Raw genomic sequence first — 14,760 nt, 5'->3', positions numbered from 1 at the left:
AGGCGCAACATGGTGCGCGCCCCGCCCTTCGGGGTCAATGCGCCTTTGCATGAGGTTCTTCCATGAAGCTGTTGCTCGATTTTCTGCCCATCGCGATCTTCTTCGCCGTCTATCACCTGAGCGGTGACATCGTGCTTGCCACCCTGGTACTGATCCCCGCCACGCTGGCTCAGGTCGGCTTTCTGTGGTGGCGCTATCGGCGTGTGGAAAAGATGCACCTGATCACCCTGGCGCTACTGGTCGTCATGGGCGGCGCCACGGTGCTTTTCCATGACGCCACGTTCATCCAGTGGAAGCCCACCGTGGTCAACGTCCTGTTCGCCGTGGCCTTCCTGGTCTCGCCGCTGTTTGGCGGCAAGACCCTGATCCAGCGCATGATGGAGCGTGCCGTCACGTTACCGCCCGCCATCTGGCAGCGGCTGAATACCGCCTGGGTAGTGTTCTTCCTGGCCATGGCGGCACTCAACGTTTACGTGTTCAAGACGTTCGACGAAGCCACCTGGGTCAACTTCAAGCTGTTCGGCATGCTTGGCCTGACCCTGGCCTTCGTGCTGGCCCAGGGCGTCTACATGAGCCGCCACATGAGCGCCGCGACGACGCCCGACCCTGTCGACAAGACCCCATAACCGAGGAAACGACGATGCTTTACGCGATCATCAGCGAGGACGTCAAGGACAGCCTGGAAAAGCGCATGGCGGCCCGTCCCGATCACCTGGCGCGCCTGGAAAAACTGCGCGACGAAGGTCGCCTGGTGCTGGCCGGCCCGCACCCGGCCATCGATGCCGACAACCCCGGCGACGCCGGTTTCATCGGCAGCCTGGTGGTCGCCGAGTTTGCGGATCTCGATGCCGCCCGCGCCTGGGCCGATGCCGATCCGTACATGATCGCCGGCGTCTATGCCAAGGTGAGCGTCAAGCCCTTCAAGAAGGTGCTGCCCTGACGGCGCCGGCGTGAGCGGCGCTTATTCACAGCAAGTTATGCACAAGCGGTTTTGCTCACACCTCCTGTGGAAAACCCTGTGAAGAGGCGGCGGATGCCCTGCTCAAAGCGGCAAGGCTAGCCGCCTCGTCAGAATCGGTCAAAAAATGACCAGCCTGTGACAATTCGGAGTCATCCTTGTCGAGCCCGCCATCCCCGCCCGGCTACGTACCGCCCTACCCCCTGCCGCCACTGACTGCGCTGGAGTGCGCAACGCTGGACTGGCGCGAGGATGCCACCGGCGAGGCGCCGCACTCTACCCGCTACGAGGACGTGTATTTCTCGCGCCACGATGGCCGTGCCGAGACCGAACACGTCTTCATCCGGCACAACCGCCTGCCCGAACGCTTCTCCGCCTGGCAGGCATCGCGCCCGTTCACGATCGGCGAGACCGGCTTCGGCACGGGACTCAACATGCTGTGCGCCTGGGCCTGCTTCGAGCGATGTGCCCCGGCCTCGGCCCGCCTGCATCTGGTCTCCACGGAGAAGCATCCACTGCGGCGTGACGACCTTGAGCGCGCCCTGGCGGCATGGCCGGATTTCAGCCACAAGGCGCGTACCCTCGTCGCGCAGTGGCCCGAGCCGGTCAGTGGCGTGCACCGTCTGATCCTGGACGACAGAGTCACGCTGGATCTGCACTTCGGCGACAGCGCCGAGCGCCTGTCGCGTCTCGACGGCAAGGCCGATGCCTGGTTCCTGGATGGGTTCGCCCCGGCCAGGAATCCCGACATGTGGCAGCCGGCGCTGTTCGAGGCCATGGCCGCGCACAGCCATCCCGGCGCCACCTTCGCGACGTTCACTTGTGCCGGATTCGTCAAGCGCGGTCTCAAGGCTGCCGGCTTCGCCTGGGAAAAGGTGGCGGGTTTCGGGCGCAAGCGCGAGATGCTGCGCGGTCGTATCGATACCCCCCTGACTGACGCGTCGCGCCAGGCTACCCCCTGGTTCACATCACCGGCTGCCCTGCCGGCACGCCATGTGGCGGTAATCGGCGCCGGGCTGGCCGGTGCCAGCGTTGCCGAGGCGCTGGCCCGGCGCGGCGTGCAGGTCACCCTGCTCGACAGGCAGGCGCCGGGGACGGGCGCCTCGGGCAATCGCCAGGGCGCGCTCTATGTCAAGCTCGCCGCCGAGACCAATCTGCAGAGCCGCGTCTATCTGGCCGGGTTGCTGCATACCCGACGCTGGCTGGCACGTCTCGATCCAGACGGTGAACTCTGGCAGGACTGCGGTGTGCTGCAACTGGCCCAGACCGACAAGGAGGCGCTACGTCAGGCCGCTTTCATGGACGCTCACCGCCTGCCGTCCGACGTGATCGAGAGCGTCGATGCGGACAGGGCCGGTGAACTCGCCGACACACCGCTTGCTCGGGGCGGGTTGGATTACTCCGGCGCTGGCTGGGTACGCCCGGCCGCCCTGTGCCAGCGCCTGGCGGCGACAGCGGGCGTTCACTTCCGCCACGGCGAGGTGATGGCGCTGACGGCGACCGATACGGGCTGGCAACTGGCGCTGGCCGACGGCGAAGCCATCGCGGCCGATCAGGTCGTGGTGGCCACGGCCTGGCAGGCTCCGCAACTGACCCAACTGAGCTGGTTGACGTTGCGTCCGATTCGCGGTCAGGTCAGTGAAATCCGTGTGCCGGCGGATGCACCGACGCTGTCCCGGGTGGTATGTGCCGGCGGCTACGCTCCGCCGGCCGTGGATGGCGTACAGTGCTTCGGGGCGACCTTCGCCCCAAACCACACCGGCACCGAGCTGCGCGAGGCCGACCACGCCGCCAACCTGGCGGAACTCCAGCGCACCCTGCCGACGTATGTCGCCGCCCTGGCGAAGGCCGGCGTCGACTGGAATCCGGCGCACATGAGCGGGCGCGCCGCCCTGCGCGCCGCCACGCCCGACAAGACCCCCTACGCCGGCCCGGTCCCCGACGCCGAACGCTGGCTTAGCGACTATGCCGACCTTGCCAAGGACGCCCGCCGCATCCCCGCCACACCGGGACAGCACCATCCGGGCCTGTGGATAAGCGCCGGCCACGGCTCGCGCGGGCTGGCCAGCGCGCCGCTATGTGCCGAACTGCTCGCCTCGCGGATCTGCGCCGAACCGCTGCCGCTGGAGCGCGAACTGGTCGACCATCTCCATCCCGGGCGGCGGCTGATCGCCGACTTGGTTCGCGGCAAGCATGGCTAGGCCGAACGTCAATGCGCAGAGGTGATTAACCGCTCCAGCGCAGTACGATCCTGACACCGATAGGTAAACGAGGGGCGGCCCACCTGGCCGTAATGGAAGGATTCGGCCAGCACACCGCTTTCCGCCAGATACTTGAGATACTTGCGCACCGAAACCCGCGACATGCCGGTGGCCGGCATGAGCGTCTCGGTGGTGAAGTTGCCGTCCGGCAGCGCGAGAATGGCCTGGGCGACCTGCGACAACGACGTCGCGGTCAGGCCCTTGGGCAGATCGCCGGGGCGGCGGGGCTCGGGTGCCGACATCGGCTGGAACAGACGGTCGATGTCCTGCTGCGCGACCCGGTCGGACAGTCCTTCCAGCGTCTTGCGCGCCTGACGGCATGCTTGCACGGCGTCGCGAAAGCGCTCGAAGGTGAACGGCTTGACCAGATAATCGCTGACACCGAGACGCCGCGCGGCGCGTACCGTTTCGGTTTCCGTCGCGGCGGTTATCAGCACCACATCGGTATCGCAGCCGGTGCGCTGGAGATGGCGGATCACTTCCAGGCCGCTGCGATTGCGCAGGTAGACGTCGAGCAACACCAGATCGACGCGCTCCTGATCGAGCACGTCGATGGCACTCGGCACACTGTCGCATTGGGCGACCAGCTGCACTTCGTCCAGGCGGTTGAGGTAATCGACGTTGAGGCGCATGACCATGGGGTCGTCCTCGACGATCAGCACACGCATGTCAGTCCTCGCTCGATGATTTCACTCGCTCGGCGGATACGGCAACTCGACCTCGAATAGCGTACCGCGCCCTGGCTCGGAATAGACGGATAGGGTGCCGCCCAGAGTATCGACCTGGTTCCTGACCGCCGCCAGTCCCAGACCGCGCCGCTCGCCCTTGGTCGACACGCCGGGCTCGAAGAGCCGCTCGCGCACTGCCTCGTCGATGCCGGGACCGGTATCCTGCACGTGCAGCGAGAGTAGCGCCTCGTCGTGCTCCAGCGTCAGGGTAACGCGGCGCTCGTGGCGATTTTCCACGGCGTCGAAGGCGTTTTCCAGCAGGTTGCCGAGCACCGTGACCAGGGTATGCACCAATGCCGGCTCGCGGGGCACGGGAACCGGACGCTCGACCTCGACCTGCAGGATCACGTTGCGCTCGCGGGCTTCGCTCTGCTTGCCGAGCAGAAAACCCGCCAACACCGGATCGTCGATGCCTCTGACCAGCGCCGTGGACGGCGCCACATGATGGTCGGCCAGGTCGCGCAGGTAGCTGCGCAATGCCGCCAGGTCGCCCATCTGGGCCAGGCCGAGCATGACGTGCAGTTTATTCTTGAACTCGTGGGTCGTCGCACGCAGCGCCTCGGCATAGCGACTCACTCCGGTGAGCTGTTCGGCCAGCGCGTTGAGCTCGCTCTTGTCGCGGAAGGTGGCGATGGCCCCGATCACCGCGTCCCGGTGACGGATCGGCAGGCGATTGGCAAGCACGATGCGGCCGTTGAAGCTCAGCTCATGATCCAGCCGCTCGCGGCCACTGTCGAGCACCTCGGGCAGGCCGCTGCCCGGCAGATAGTCCGTCACGCGCATTCCCAGCGTCGGCGGCCCCAGTCCGGCATCGGCCAGCATACGCTGGGCCGCCGGATTGACCAGCGTGATGCGGGCCTCGCGATCCACCGCCAGGATACCTTCATGGATCGAGGACAGCATTGCCTGACGCTCTTCGACCAGCCGCGTGATCTGGTAGGGCTCCAGCCCCAGCAGCACGCGCTTGATATAGTGTGCCAGCCAGCTCGCCCCCAGCGCGCCAACGATCATCAGCAGGGCCACGCCAAGCATGACGTCGCGACGGTTCTCGGCGAGCAGGGGGGCCAGCGACGCCTGAGTCACCCCCACGGCGACGGCGCCAACCACGTCACCGTCATCGCCACGCACCGGGGCAAAGCCGCGGATGCTGGTTCCCAATGTGCCCACCGAGCGCGAAGCATACGACTCCCCGGCCAGGGCCGCCCCCTCGTCACCGCCGCGAAAGTGACGCCCGACCCGCTCGGGGTCCGGATGCGTCAGGCGGATCGCCTGACGGTTCATGACCACGATGAAATCGACGCCGAGCCGCTCGCGCAGCGCATCGATCTCGGTCTGGAGGGAAGTCGCGGCGCGGGGCGTCGACGCTGCCCGCTCCGCCTCCTGCAGGGCACTGCGCACGCTGGCCTTGCCGGCCACCGTCTGCGCCAGGTTGGTGACCCGCGACGCCTGGGCCTGTTCCAGGGTGTCGCGCAACTGGGCATTGAACAGCCACAGCGCCAGGCCCAACGACAGCACCACCATCACCGCCACCAGCAGGAAGATCAGGCGACTCAGACGCAACCGAAGGAATTTCACGGTTTCACTCTCCTCGACAGCGGACTTCGACATCGGCCCGGAACGCAACGGTGTGAACATCATATATTCGACCTTGGTGGCATTCCCAACACCACGGTGTTGTGCCGTCAAGCCCACCGCGACTTTCGTTATTTACATAACGCTTTAATAACTTTGCCAACCTTGGCCGCGTTTGCGTAGCGCTTATCCTCGGCGGCATCACGTCTGTTCGGCCCTTTGCATCAGCCAGGCCGGACAGTTTCGATCACCGTCACTCCATGCCCGGCGGCATGGCGTTGACACGTTCGAGGGAGACCGTCGATGAGTCACAGCATGACGGACACTGCCAATTCGCGGGCCGCTAGCGACAACCCGCTTTTCTCGCAACGCATTTTCGGCATGAGCCTGCCACTGTTCGCCATCGCTCTGGCAGTGATGGTTGCGGCGATTGCCACCGACACCCTGCCCACCGGCATGATCGGCGCCCTGCTGGTCATGATGCTGCTCGGCGAGTTGCTGGGCTTCATCGGCGATCGTTTGCCCATCGTCAAGACCTACCTGGGCGGTGGCGCGATTCTGGCCATCTTCGGGGCCGCCGCCATGGTCTACCTGCAGTGGCTGCCGGCGCCGGTGGTGGATAACGTCACCGATTTCATGAAGGGTGGCGGCTTTCTCAACTTCTATATCGCCGCGCTGATCACCGGCAGCATCCTGGGCATGGATTCCCGCGTGCTGGTCAAGGTCGGCTCACGCTATGCCCTGCCGCTGCTCTGCGCCGTGTTGTTCGCCGCCCTGTTCGCGGTCGTCGTCGGCACCTTGCTCGGCTTCTCCGCTCAGGATGCCGTGGTGGTCATTGCCATGCCGATCCTGGGCGGCGGCATGGGTGCCGGTGCGGTGCCCATGAGCCAGATCTACCAGGAACTGCTGGGCCAGCCGGCCAGTTACTACATCTCGATCCTGGTGCCGGCCCTGGCGCTGGGCAACGTGTTTGCGATCATCATCGCCGGCCTGCTCAATGGCCTGGCCAAGCGTTTCCCGGGGCTGTCCGGCAACGGCCAGATGATGCCGGGCGTGGAAGTCGAAGAGCAGCAACGCACCCCCGACATCGGCAAGCTGGGCGTCGGTGTGGTCGCGGCGCTGGCCTTCTTCACCGCCGGCCAGATACTCGGCGCCTTCATCCCGCTGCATCCCTACGCTCTGATGATCATTCTGGTCGCGGCACTCAAGGTCGCCAACGTGGTACCGGAATCCATCAACGAATCCGCGGCGCAGTGGTTCCAGTTCGTGGCCCGTAACTGGACGTTCGCCCTGCTGTTCGGGATCGGCATCGCCTATACCGACCTCGGCCAGGTCATCGACGCCATCTCAGTGACCTACGTGTTGATCGTGTTCGCGGTGGTCGCCGGGGCAGCCTTCGGCGCCGGGCTGGTCGGCAAGCTGGTCGGCTTCTACCCCATCGAGTCGGCCATCACCGCCGGGCTGTGCATGGCCAACATGGGCGGCACCGGGGACGTGGCGGTACTCTCCGCGGCCCGCCGCATGTCGCTGATGCCCTTCGCGCAGATTTCCTCGCGGCTGGGGGGCGCATTGATCCTGCTGATCTCGAGCGTGGTCGTGCCGCTGTTCTTCGCCTGACCGCTGGATAGCCGAAGCCAAGACAACGGCGCCCCTGAGGGCGCCGTTGTCGTTGCCGGCAAGTCTCAACCTTCCTCGTCATCCGCGACTTGGCGTCCGAATGCCCGCCACTGCGCCAGAGTCATGACCTCGGTCGTCTCGGTCTGCAGGTCGTGGGCGATGATCAGCTCGCCCCGCTCCAGTTGGCGCTTGAGCCCTGCCACCCAACCGCGCATGCCTTCGCCGGTATCGGTGGTGTCATAGCCCTGACGGGTGACGAAGGTTTCCAGCAGCGCATCCAGCGTCTCGCCGGGCAGCATCCTGTAGGGAACTTCGACGAAGCGTCCACTCATCGCATTGTCCTCTTGGCCGATCGTTCGTGATCGATCACTCGCTTTCCCATTCGCGCAGACGGGCCAGGAAGGCGTCCTCATCGAGCACCTCGACACCCAGCTCCTGGGCCTTGTTCAGCTTGCTGCCGGCTCCCGGCCCGGCCACTACCGCCGCCGTCTTCTTCGACACGCTGCCCGACACCTTGGCACCCAACGCCTGCAGGCGCGCCTTGCCCTCGTCGCGGGTCATGTTCTCCAGCGTGCCGGTGAGCACCCAGGTCTGTCCGACCAGCGGCTGGGGGCGAGCGGTCACTTCCGCCTCGTCCCAGACGACGCCGGCCTCGATCAATTGGGCGACGGTATCGCGATTATGGCCCTCTTCGAAGAACGCATGGATATGTGCCGCGACGATCGGGCCAACGTCTTCGACCGCCTCGAGCGCCGCCAGGTCGGCGTCCATCAGCGCCTGGAGCGTACCGAAGTGGCGCGCCAGGTTGGCGGCAGTCGCCTCGCCGACCTCACGAATGCCCAAGGCATAGATGAAGCGCGGCAGCGTCGTATGCCTGGCCTTGTCCAAGGCGGCGATGAGGTTGTCCGCCGACTTCTTGCCGAAGCGCGGCAGTTCGATGAGTGACTCGGCCTTGAGGTGGAACAGATCGGCCGGTGTCTTGACCCATTCGCGATCGACCAGTTGGTCGATCAGCTTGACGCCAAGACCGTCGATATCCAGCGCGCGGCGGCTGGCGAAATGCTTGATCGCTTCCTTGCGCTGGGCGGCGCAGAACAGTCCCGCCGGGCAGCGCACCACGGCTTCGCCCGCGGTGCGCTCGACCTCGGAGCCGCACACCGGACAATGCGTGGGAAACGCAATGGGCCGGGCATCCGCCGGGCGCTGCTCTTCGAGCACCCGGACCACTTGTGGAATGACGTCGCCGGCGCGGCGTATCACTACGCAATCGCCGATCATCACGCCGAGGCGGGCAATCTCGTCCTGGTTATGCAGCGTGGCGTTGGAAACCATGGCGCCGGCCACGTTGACCGGGTCGAGACGCGCCACCGGCGTGATCGCCCCGGTACGCCCGACCTGGAACTCGACGTCGTTGAGCCGCGTGGTCTGCTCCTGGGCGGGGAACTTGAAAGCCACGGCCCAACGCGGCGCCCGCGCCACGAAGCCAAGCTCGCGCTGCAGGCGCAGGTCGTCGACCTTGATCACGGCGCCGTCGATGTCGTAATCGAGACGTTCGCGTTTCTCGCCGAGATGCCGGCAGTAGTCGAGCAGTGCCGCAGTGCCCCGCACGACGGCCAGTTCGGGATTGGTGCGAAAGCCCAGCTCACGTAACCCGGCCATCTGCGCCGAGTGGCTGTCGGCCACCAGGGCCTCGTCGATACGCGCCACTTGATAGGCGCAGAACTCCAGTGGACGCCGGGCGGTGATACGCGGATCGAGCTGACGCAGGCTGCCGGCGGCGGCGTTGCGCGGATTGGCAAAGATCTTGCGCCCCTCTTCGCGGGCCGCCTCGTTGAGCGCCTCGAATCCCAAATGGCTCATGTAGACCTCGCCGCGCACTTCGATCAGCTCGGGCACCGAGTCGCCACGCAACCTGAGCGGAATGGTGTTCAACGTCTTCAGGTTGGCGGTGATGCCTTCACCGGTGCGTCCATCGCCACGCGTCGCTCCGCTCACCAGCCGCCCCTGTTCGTAGACCAGCGACACCGCCAACCCGTCGAGCTTGGGCTCGCAGCAGAATGCCAGATCGTCGACGCTACGTTCGAGTCGCTCGTTGAGACGCTTGACGAAGGCGGCGATCTCATCCTCGCCGAAGGCGTTGTCCAGCGAGAGCATGGGCACGGCATGGCGCACTTCGGGAAAGCCCTCGGCGGGCGAGGCGCCGACACGCTGAGTGGGCGAATCCGACGTGATCAGCTCGGGATGGGCGGCTTCCAGTTCCTGCAGGCGACGCAGGCGCCGGTCATAATCGCTATCGGTGAGCAGCGGGTCGTCGAGGATGTAGTAACGGTAGTTGGCGTCGTCGAGCTCCCTGCGCAGGCGCTCGACATCTTCAAGAACAGTGGGATCGATCTGGCTCATGCCGTTGTGAGTCTCGGTCGAATCATGGAGCGTAAACAAGACAACCCTGTGAGAGCGTCACAGGGTTGTCTTCTATGGTACCGCTTGGACTGCAAAAAATTCAGTTGGCCTGGTAACGATGCAGGCGATTGCGACGTTCGAACTCCTGGACACGCTGACGGGCAAACTCGACGGTCTGCGCCGTCATCACGCTGCGGTTTTCGTCCTTGAGCTCGCCGCCCAGATTGCGCACCAACACCATGGCGGTCTCGACCATCGCCTCGAAGGCGGCGGCAGAGTCCTGGGCGCCAGGCAGCGGCATCAGGAAGGTCACGCCAGGCGTAGAGAAGTCGTCCATCGCTTCCAGATCGAAGGTGCCCGGCTTGACGACATCGACCATGGCGAACTGCAACTCGCTCTCGGCGTCTTCCGTTTCATAGCGCAGGAAGATACCCATTTCACTGTAGCGCAGGCCGCAGGCCAGCATCAGATTGAGCAGTGCAGTCCCCGAGAAGCCCTCTTCGTTACGCGCCAGCACACTGATCACGATGACTTCATCGGCGCCGGCCAAGGTCTCCCGGGCACGCTGGGCACTGACGTTATGACGGCGCGCCTTCTCGACCACCGGATGCGGCGTCACGACATCGTTGGGCGGTGTCTCCGACACGGCCTCGTCTTCCCCATAAGCGCTTTCGTCAACCACGTCATCTGCATAGGCCGCAGCGTGATCGCGATACCCTACAGGCTCGAAGGGCGGCTCGAAGGCCGGTGCCTCTGGCCGGTCATGGCGGACGCTCGGCTCGTCGGCCGCGTCCCGCGCCGTGATGGCCGGCTCCATCTCGCCCGGCTTACCTTGTGAATCTTGCGTGGACTCACCCAGCGAGGGCTCGCGATGCGGCGGATGCTCCTCGTCATCGTGGCGATGAAATGCGGAAGACATCTTGCTCATGGCCCGCTGGCTGCTGGAACGCAGGGCGGCCGCCATGCCGGCGCGATTGAAGCGCCCTGTCGGCGCTTCGGTCGGCTCATCAGCCGGTGTGGCGTGTCTTGTGTCTCGCGACGTCTCTCGTGGCTGTGTCTTTCGCGATTCGCTCGGCGCCGCATGCCGGGCATGGGCCGGCGCGTCAGGGGAGGCGGTCGTCGCCTCGTCCCTGCCGTGGTAAGCATCACGCGACGCGCTGGCCGTCGGCTTCGCTGACCCGGCACTCGCCCTGGCTGCCGTCGTGCGATCCTCCTGCTCCTTGGCCATGCGCGAAAAGACCTTGGATGGCCCCGGATGATCCTGGCGCTGAAGCTTGGGCTTCGGCACGACGGTTGGCTGCGTTGCCGACCTGACGACCCTCGCCCCTCCATTGGGCAATTCCCAGTTGATCTCTTCCTGACGAGCCGCCTCTTCAGGATCGGCCATCGCGCCCTCGTCATCACCCACGCCACGATCGACCTGATCCAGACGGGGTACCTTGCGCTGACGCTGGAGGCGACGCACACCGTCAACGACGATGATCGTCACCAGAACCAGCCCCAGAATTATCAACCATTCACGTAGTTCCATGGGTCGTCTTGCCTGTTTGCTAAGGCGCCATGCCATATTTATTCATGACTAGCATAGCGCGATTATCAAAAAAAGGGCTACTTTTTTTGAATGTCAAGTTTTTACCTCAGCCCCAGCGCAATCACCCTTCTTTCCCTGATTCTTTTTCAGTAAAACACTATCGCTAACTTTTTCTATACAAGACAACTGTCGCTCATGCTTCGGCGAGTTCCGCCGCTTCTTCGACACCCACCGCAACCAGACGAGACACCCCAGGTTCCTGCATGGTCACGCCCATCAGACGGCCCGCTGCTTCCATGGCGATCTTGTTGTGCGTGATATAGATGAACTGTACCGACTCCGACATGTCCTTGACCAGCTTTGCGTAGCGTCCGACATTGGCATCGTCCAACGGCGCATCGACTTCGTCCAGCATACAGAACGGCGCCGGGTTGAGCTGGAAAATCGCAAATACCAGAGACAGTGCCGTCAGCGCCTTTTCTCCCCCCGACAACAGATGAATCGTGCTGTTCTTCTTGCCTGGCGGTCGCGCCATGATCGCCACCCCGGTTTCCAGCAGGTCGTCACCGGTCAGGGTCAACCAGGCTGCGCCGCCACCGAAGACCTTGGGAAAAAGCTGCGAAAAGCCTTCGTTGACCTGATCGAAAGTCTGCTTGAAGCGGGTCCGCGTTTCCTGGTCGATCTTGCGAATGGCCCGTTCCAGGGTCTCGAGCGCCTCGGTCAATTCTGCATGTTGACCTTCAAGGTAGTCCCGACGTTCCGCCTGCTGGTCATATTCTTCGATCGCTGCCAGATTGATGGCTCCGAGTCGGCGAATCTTTTCGCCGATTTCCTCCAGCCGCGCCTGCCAGGCCGACTCGGTGGCATGGGCATCGAGCGACGCTTCCAGTTCCGCTGCAGCCAAGCCGAGTTCGGTCAGTGCCTCGTCCTGAGCATCGGCCTTGAGCTTGAGCGCCTGGACCTGCATGCGTCCTTCTTCGAGCCGGCTGCGGATACCTTCCAGATTGCGCTCATGCTGCTGACGGGCGATCTCGGTTTCGCGCAACACCTCCGCCAATTGCTGAGCCTCGCCGCGACAGGCATTGAGCGCCGTTTCCTCACGGCCTCGTCGGTCGAGCAGTTCGTCGAGCTGTTCGCGACTCTCCTCGCCTGGCTCGCGCAGCTCCTCGCGCTGTTGCTCGAGTTCGGCACACTTTTCCTCGAGGCGGGTGCGTGTTTCTCCGCTGCGCTCGCGCTGCTGTACCAGGCCGGCCCGCTCGGTGGTCAAACGCTGAGATTCGAGGGCGAGCTGCTGGGCGCGCTCCTGCAAGGGGCGCTGACGGGCACGCTGCCCCGATAGCGTTTCCTGGGTCTCGCGACGGTCTTGGGCGATAACGTCGCGCTGCCGGCTGCTATGTTCGAGGGCCGCCATGGCCGCCTGCCAGCGCTCGCGCGCCTCTTCGAGTTCCAGCGCCCGCTCTTCGCGGCTTTCATCAAGGCCGGCAATTTCCTCATCGAGATCGCGCGCGCGGGAATCGGCGTGCTCCAGACGCGAAACGAGATTGGCTTCCTGCAACGCGACCTGCTGACGTCGCTGGGACAGCTCACGCTCCTCGACCCGGCACTGTTCGAGCGTCCGCTCGCTATCGGCGTCCTGCGCCTGAGCCTCGGTCAGCCGTTCTTCCTGTTGCACCAGCTGCCGATCCACGCTCTCCAGTTCGGCGGCGACCTCGTCACGACGACGCTGTTGCGTCAGCACGCTGTCGGCACTGTCGCCCTGCCCGCGACGACGCGCCCAGTCCCGCCCCAGCCACAGACCGTCTGCAGTCAGCACGCTCTCACCGGGACCGAGTCGCTCACGCAGTTGCCAGGCCGCTTCATGGCTATCGGCACAGTGGATGGCGGCGAGTAGCGTCGAGGCTGCCCCGGCCCCACTGACGTTGGCGGCCAGGCTATGTACCGGCGCCTCCCCCTCGCTCTCCAGCCCGAGAAACGCCAGTTCGCCGCTTTCAAGGCGCTCGGCCAACGCTTCACGCGCTGAATCGGCCAACAAACGGGCATTGAGCCACGGAGCCAACACCCAGGATGTGGCGTCCTCCCAACCTTGGGCCACGCGGATACGTTCGGCCAGCCGCGGTGCCGACGCCAGGCCATGCCGCTCGAGTAGTGCTTCGATATCGCTGTCACTGTCGCTGAGACTGGCCCGGACGAGCGCCTCCAGCGAGGCCAGTTCACCCTGTAGCCGGCTGCGGCGCTGGCGCTCCTGCTCGCGGGCGGCCTCGAGCCGGCGGATCGTCTCGCGAGCCTGCTCGCGGCCGGATTGCAAGGTTTCCCGGCGCGCCTCCAGCGACTCAAGCTGCAGGTCGATCTCGGCCAGTTGCTCACCGAGTTCCTCGCGGCGTTCGCGCAGTTCCTGCTGATCGGGCAATTCACCGAGTTGCTGACGACGGCGCTGGATATCCGCGGCCAGCGATTCCAGGCTGCGCTCAAGGTGACGCACCCGGTCCTGGCTGCGCTCGGCTTCATGACCGGCCTGCCGGTCCGCTTCGCTGAACTGTTCCCAGCGCTGCTGGGCGTCCTGATACGCCTGCTCGGCTTCTTCCAGGGCGGCCTCGAGTTCGGCCAGCGACTCGGCGATTTCCTCCTGTTCGGGCCCCAGCGTCTCCAGGCGCTCGTCGAGATCGGCCAGGCGCTGATCGTCCGTCTCGCCGAGACGGTCGAGCTCGGTCAGCTCACGCCGGGTCGATTCCAAGTCGCGCGCCAACTGCTGTTCCTGGCTGCGGGCGTGCTCGAGACGCTGTTCCAGGCGGGCGATGGCAGCCCCGGTTTCGTAGAAGCGGGCCTGATGGCCTTCGAGCTGTTCGGCGAGGCGGTCATGCTCCAGGCGCGCCTCCTCGAGGCGGCTTTCGCACTGGCGGCTGCCGAGAATCTCGCGCTCCACCTGGGTCTCGAGCTCGCGTACCCGCGATTCCTGTTCGGTCTGCTGGGCGCGCAGGGCACGTCCGCGCAGCAGTGCCAGCTCACCCTTGAGACGATGCTCTTCCTGCTTGAGGGTCTGGTAGCGGCGCGCAGCCTCGGCCTGGCGCTTGAGACGCTCGAGCTGCTTGTCCAGCTCTTCGCGAATATCGTCGAGGCGTTCGAGATTCTCCTGGGTGCGCCGCATGCGATTCTCCGTCTCGCGGCGGCGCTCCTTGTACTTGGAGATGCCGGCGGCCTCCTCGAGCGTCGAGCGCAGCTCCTCGGGGCGCGCCTCGATCAGGCGCGAGATCATGCCCTGGCCGATGATGGCGTAGGAACGTGGCCCCAGGCCGGTACCCATGAACAGGTCGGCGATATCGCGGCGGCGGCACTTTTGGCCGTTGAAGAAGTAGCTCGACTGGGCGTCACGGGTCACGGTGCGCTTGACGGCGATCTCGGCGTACTGGGCATACGGGCCGCCCATGCTGCCGTCGCGATTGTCGAACAGCAGCTCGATGCTGGCCTGCCCCACCGGCTTGCGTCCGGTGGAGCCATTGAAGATGACATCGGTCATCGACTCGCCGCGCAGGGTCTTGGCGGACGACTCGCCCATCACCCAGCGCACCGCATCGATGACGTTGGACTTGCCGCAACCATTGGGACCGACGATCGCCGTCATGTTGCCGTCGAACGGCACCGTCACGGGATCGACGAAGGACTTGAAACCGGCTAAACGGATCGACTTGAGGCGCATGT

At 65.1% G+C, this 14,760-nt stretch carries 10 protein-coding genes; 4 read left to right on the top strand and 6 right to left on the bottom strand.

The window, feature by feature from the left end; all coding sequences use genetic code 11:
• Positions 1-62 precede the first annotated feature (62 nt).
• The 3 genes from MHM84_RS17020 to mnmC all read left to right on the top strand — a co-directional run bounded on the left by MHM84_RS17020 (position 63) and on the right by mnmC (position 3,159).
• The gene (locus tag MHM84_RS17020; protein ID WP_239267534.1) at positions 63-626 is read left to right on the top strand and encodes a septation protein A; all 564 of its coding nucleotides are present in this window, start codon (positions 63-65) and stop codon (positions 624-626) included.
• Positions 627-640: 14 nt separating this feature from the next.
• Positions 641-940, top strand: coding sequence for a YciI family protein (locus MHM84_RS17015; RefSeq protein WP_239267533.1), 300 nt, complete (start codon positions 641-643; stop codon positions 938-940).
• A 176-nt stretch (positions 941-1,116) separates the two neighbouring features.
• Complete coding sequence (mnmC, locus tag MHM84_RS17010) at positions 1,117-3,159, top strand: bifunctional tRNA (5-methylaminomethyl-2-thiouridine)(34)-methyltransferase MnmD/FAD-dependent 5-carboxymethylaminomethyl-2-thiouridine(34) oxidoreductase MnmC (RefSeq protein WP_239267532.1); 2,043 nt, start codon at positions 1,117-1,119, stop codon at positions 3,157-3,159.
• An 8-nt stretch (positions 3,160-3,167) separates the two neighbouring features.
• Here the strand turns inward: mnmC and MHM84_RS17005 are convergent, their stop codons facing one another.
• On the bottom strand, positions 3,168-3,887 hold the full coding sequence (locus tag MHM84_RS17005; protein WP_239267531.1) for a response regulator: 720 nt from the start codon (positions 3,885-3,887) through the stop codon (positions 3,168-3,170).
• A 21-nt stretch (positions 3,888-3,908) separates the two neighbouring features.
• A complete protein-coding gene (gene dcuS / locus MHM84_RS17000) occupies positions 3,909-5,522 on the bottom strand; it encodes a DcuS/MalK family sensor histidine kinase (protein WP_239267530.1) in 1,614 nt (537 codons plus the stop codon).
• 300 nt (positions 5,523-5,822) lie between these two features.
• On the opposite strand from dcuS, the gene MHM84_RS16995 reads away from it, so the two are divergent.
• Positions 5,823-7,136, top strand: coding sequence for a 2-hydroxycarboxylate transporter family protein (locus MHM84_RS16995; protein WP_239267529.1), 1,314 nt, complete (start codon positions 5,823-5,825; stop codon positions 7,134-7,136).
• Positions 7,137-7,201: 65 nt separating this feature from the next.
• On the opposite strand, the gene MHM84_RS16990 is transcribed toward MHM84_RS16995, so the two are convergent.
• The 4 genes from MHM84_RS16990 to smc form a co-directional block, all read right to left on the bottom strand.
• Entirely contained in the window at positions 7,202-7,468 is a 267-nt protein-coding gene (locus MHM84_RS16990; RefSeq protein WP_239267528.1) for a YheU family protein, read from the bottom strand.
• 34 nt (positions 7,469-7,502) lie between these two features.
• On the bottom strand, positions 7,503-9,536 hold the full coding sequence (gene ligA, locus MHM84_RS16985; RefSeq protein WP_239267527.1) for an NAD-dependent DNA ligase LigA: 2,034 nt from the start codon (positions 9,534-9,536) through the stop codon (positions 7,503-7,505).
• 100 nt (positions 9,537-9,636) lie between these two features.
• Positions 9,637-11,067 (bottom strand): cell division protein ZipA, encoded by a 1,431-nt coding sequence (zipA, locus tag MHM84_RS16980; RefSeq protein ID WP_239267526.1) that lies wholly within the window; start codon positions 11,065-11,067, stop codon positions 9,637-9,639.
• Between the two features lie 193 nt (positions 11,068-11,260).
• On the bottom strand, positions 11,261-14,758 hold the full coding sequence (gene smc / locus MHM84_RS16975; RefSeq protein WP_239267525.1) for a chromosome segregation protein SMC: 3,498 nt from the start codon (positions 14,756-14,758) through the stop codon (positions 11,261-11,263).
• Between the last annotated feature and the right edge of the window lie 2 nt (positions 14,759-14,760).

This window comes from Halomonas sp. McH1-25, assembly GCF_022348165.1.
Lineage (GTDB): Bacteria > Pseudomonadota > Gammaproteobacteria > Pseudomonadales > Halomonadaceae > Modicisalibacter.
The sequence above is the reverse complement of the archived record's forward strand: the minus strand, read 5'-3'. Positions and strand labels throughout refer to the sequence as shown.

What these genes read in the sequence shown, in the direction of transcription:
- MHM84_RS17020 (WP_239267534.1), top strand. Translation starts at nt 63, where the DNA reads ATGAAGCTGTTGCTCGATTTTCTGCCCATCGCGATCTTCTTCGCCGTC.
- MHM84_RS17015 (WP_239267533.1), top strand. Translation starts at nt 641, where the DNA reads ATGCTTTACGCGATCATCAGCGAGGACGTCAAGGACAGCCTGGAAAAG.
- MHM84_RS17005 (WP_239267531.1), bottom strand. Translation starts at nt 3,887, where the DNA reads ATGCGTGTGCTGATCGTCGAGGACGACCCCATGGTCATGCGCCTCAAC.
- MHM84_RS16995 (WP_239267529.1), top strand. Translation starts at nt 5,823, where the DNA reads ATGAGTCACAGCATGACGGACACTGCCAATTCGCGGGCCGCTAGCGAC.
- MHM84_RS16990 (WP_239267528.1), bottom strand. Translation starts at nt 7,468, where the DNA reads ATGAGTGGACGCTTCGTCGAAGTTCCCTACAGGATGCTGCCCGGCGAG.
- ligA (WP_239267527.1), bottom strand. Translation starts at nt 9,536, where the DNA reads ATGAGCCAGATCGATCCCACTGTTCTTGAAGATGTCGAGCGCCTGCGC.
- zipA (WP_239267526.1), bottom strand. Translation starts at nt 11,067, where the DNA reads ATGGAACTACGTGAATGGTTGATAATTCTGGGGCTGGTTCTGGTGACG.
- smc (WP_239267525.1), bottom strand. Translation starts at nt 14,758, where the DNA reads ATGCGCCTCAAGTCGATCCGTTTAGCCGGTTTCAAGTCCTTCGTCGAT.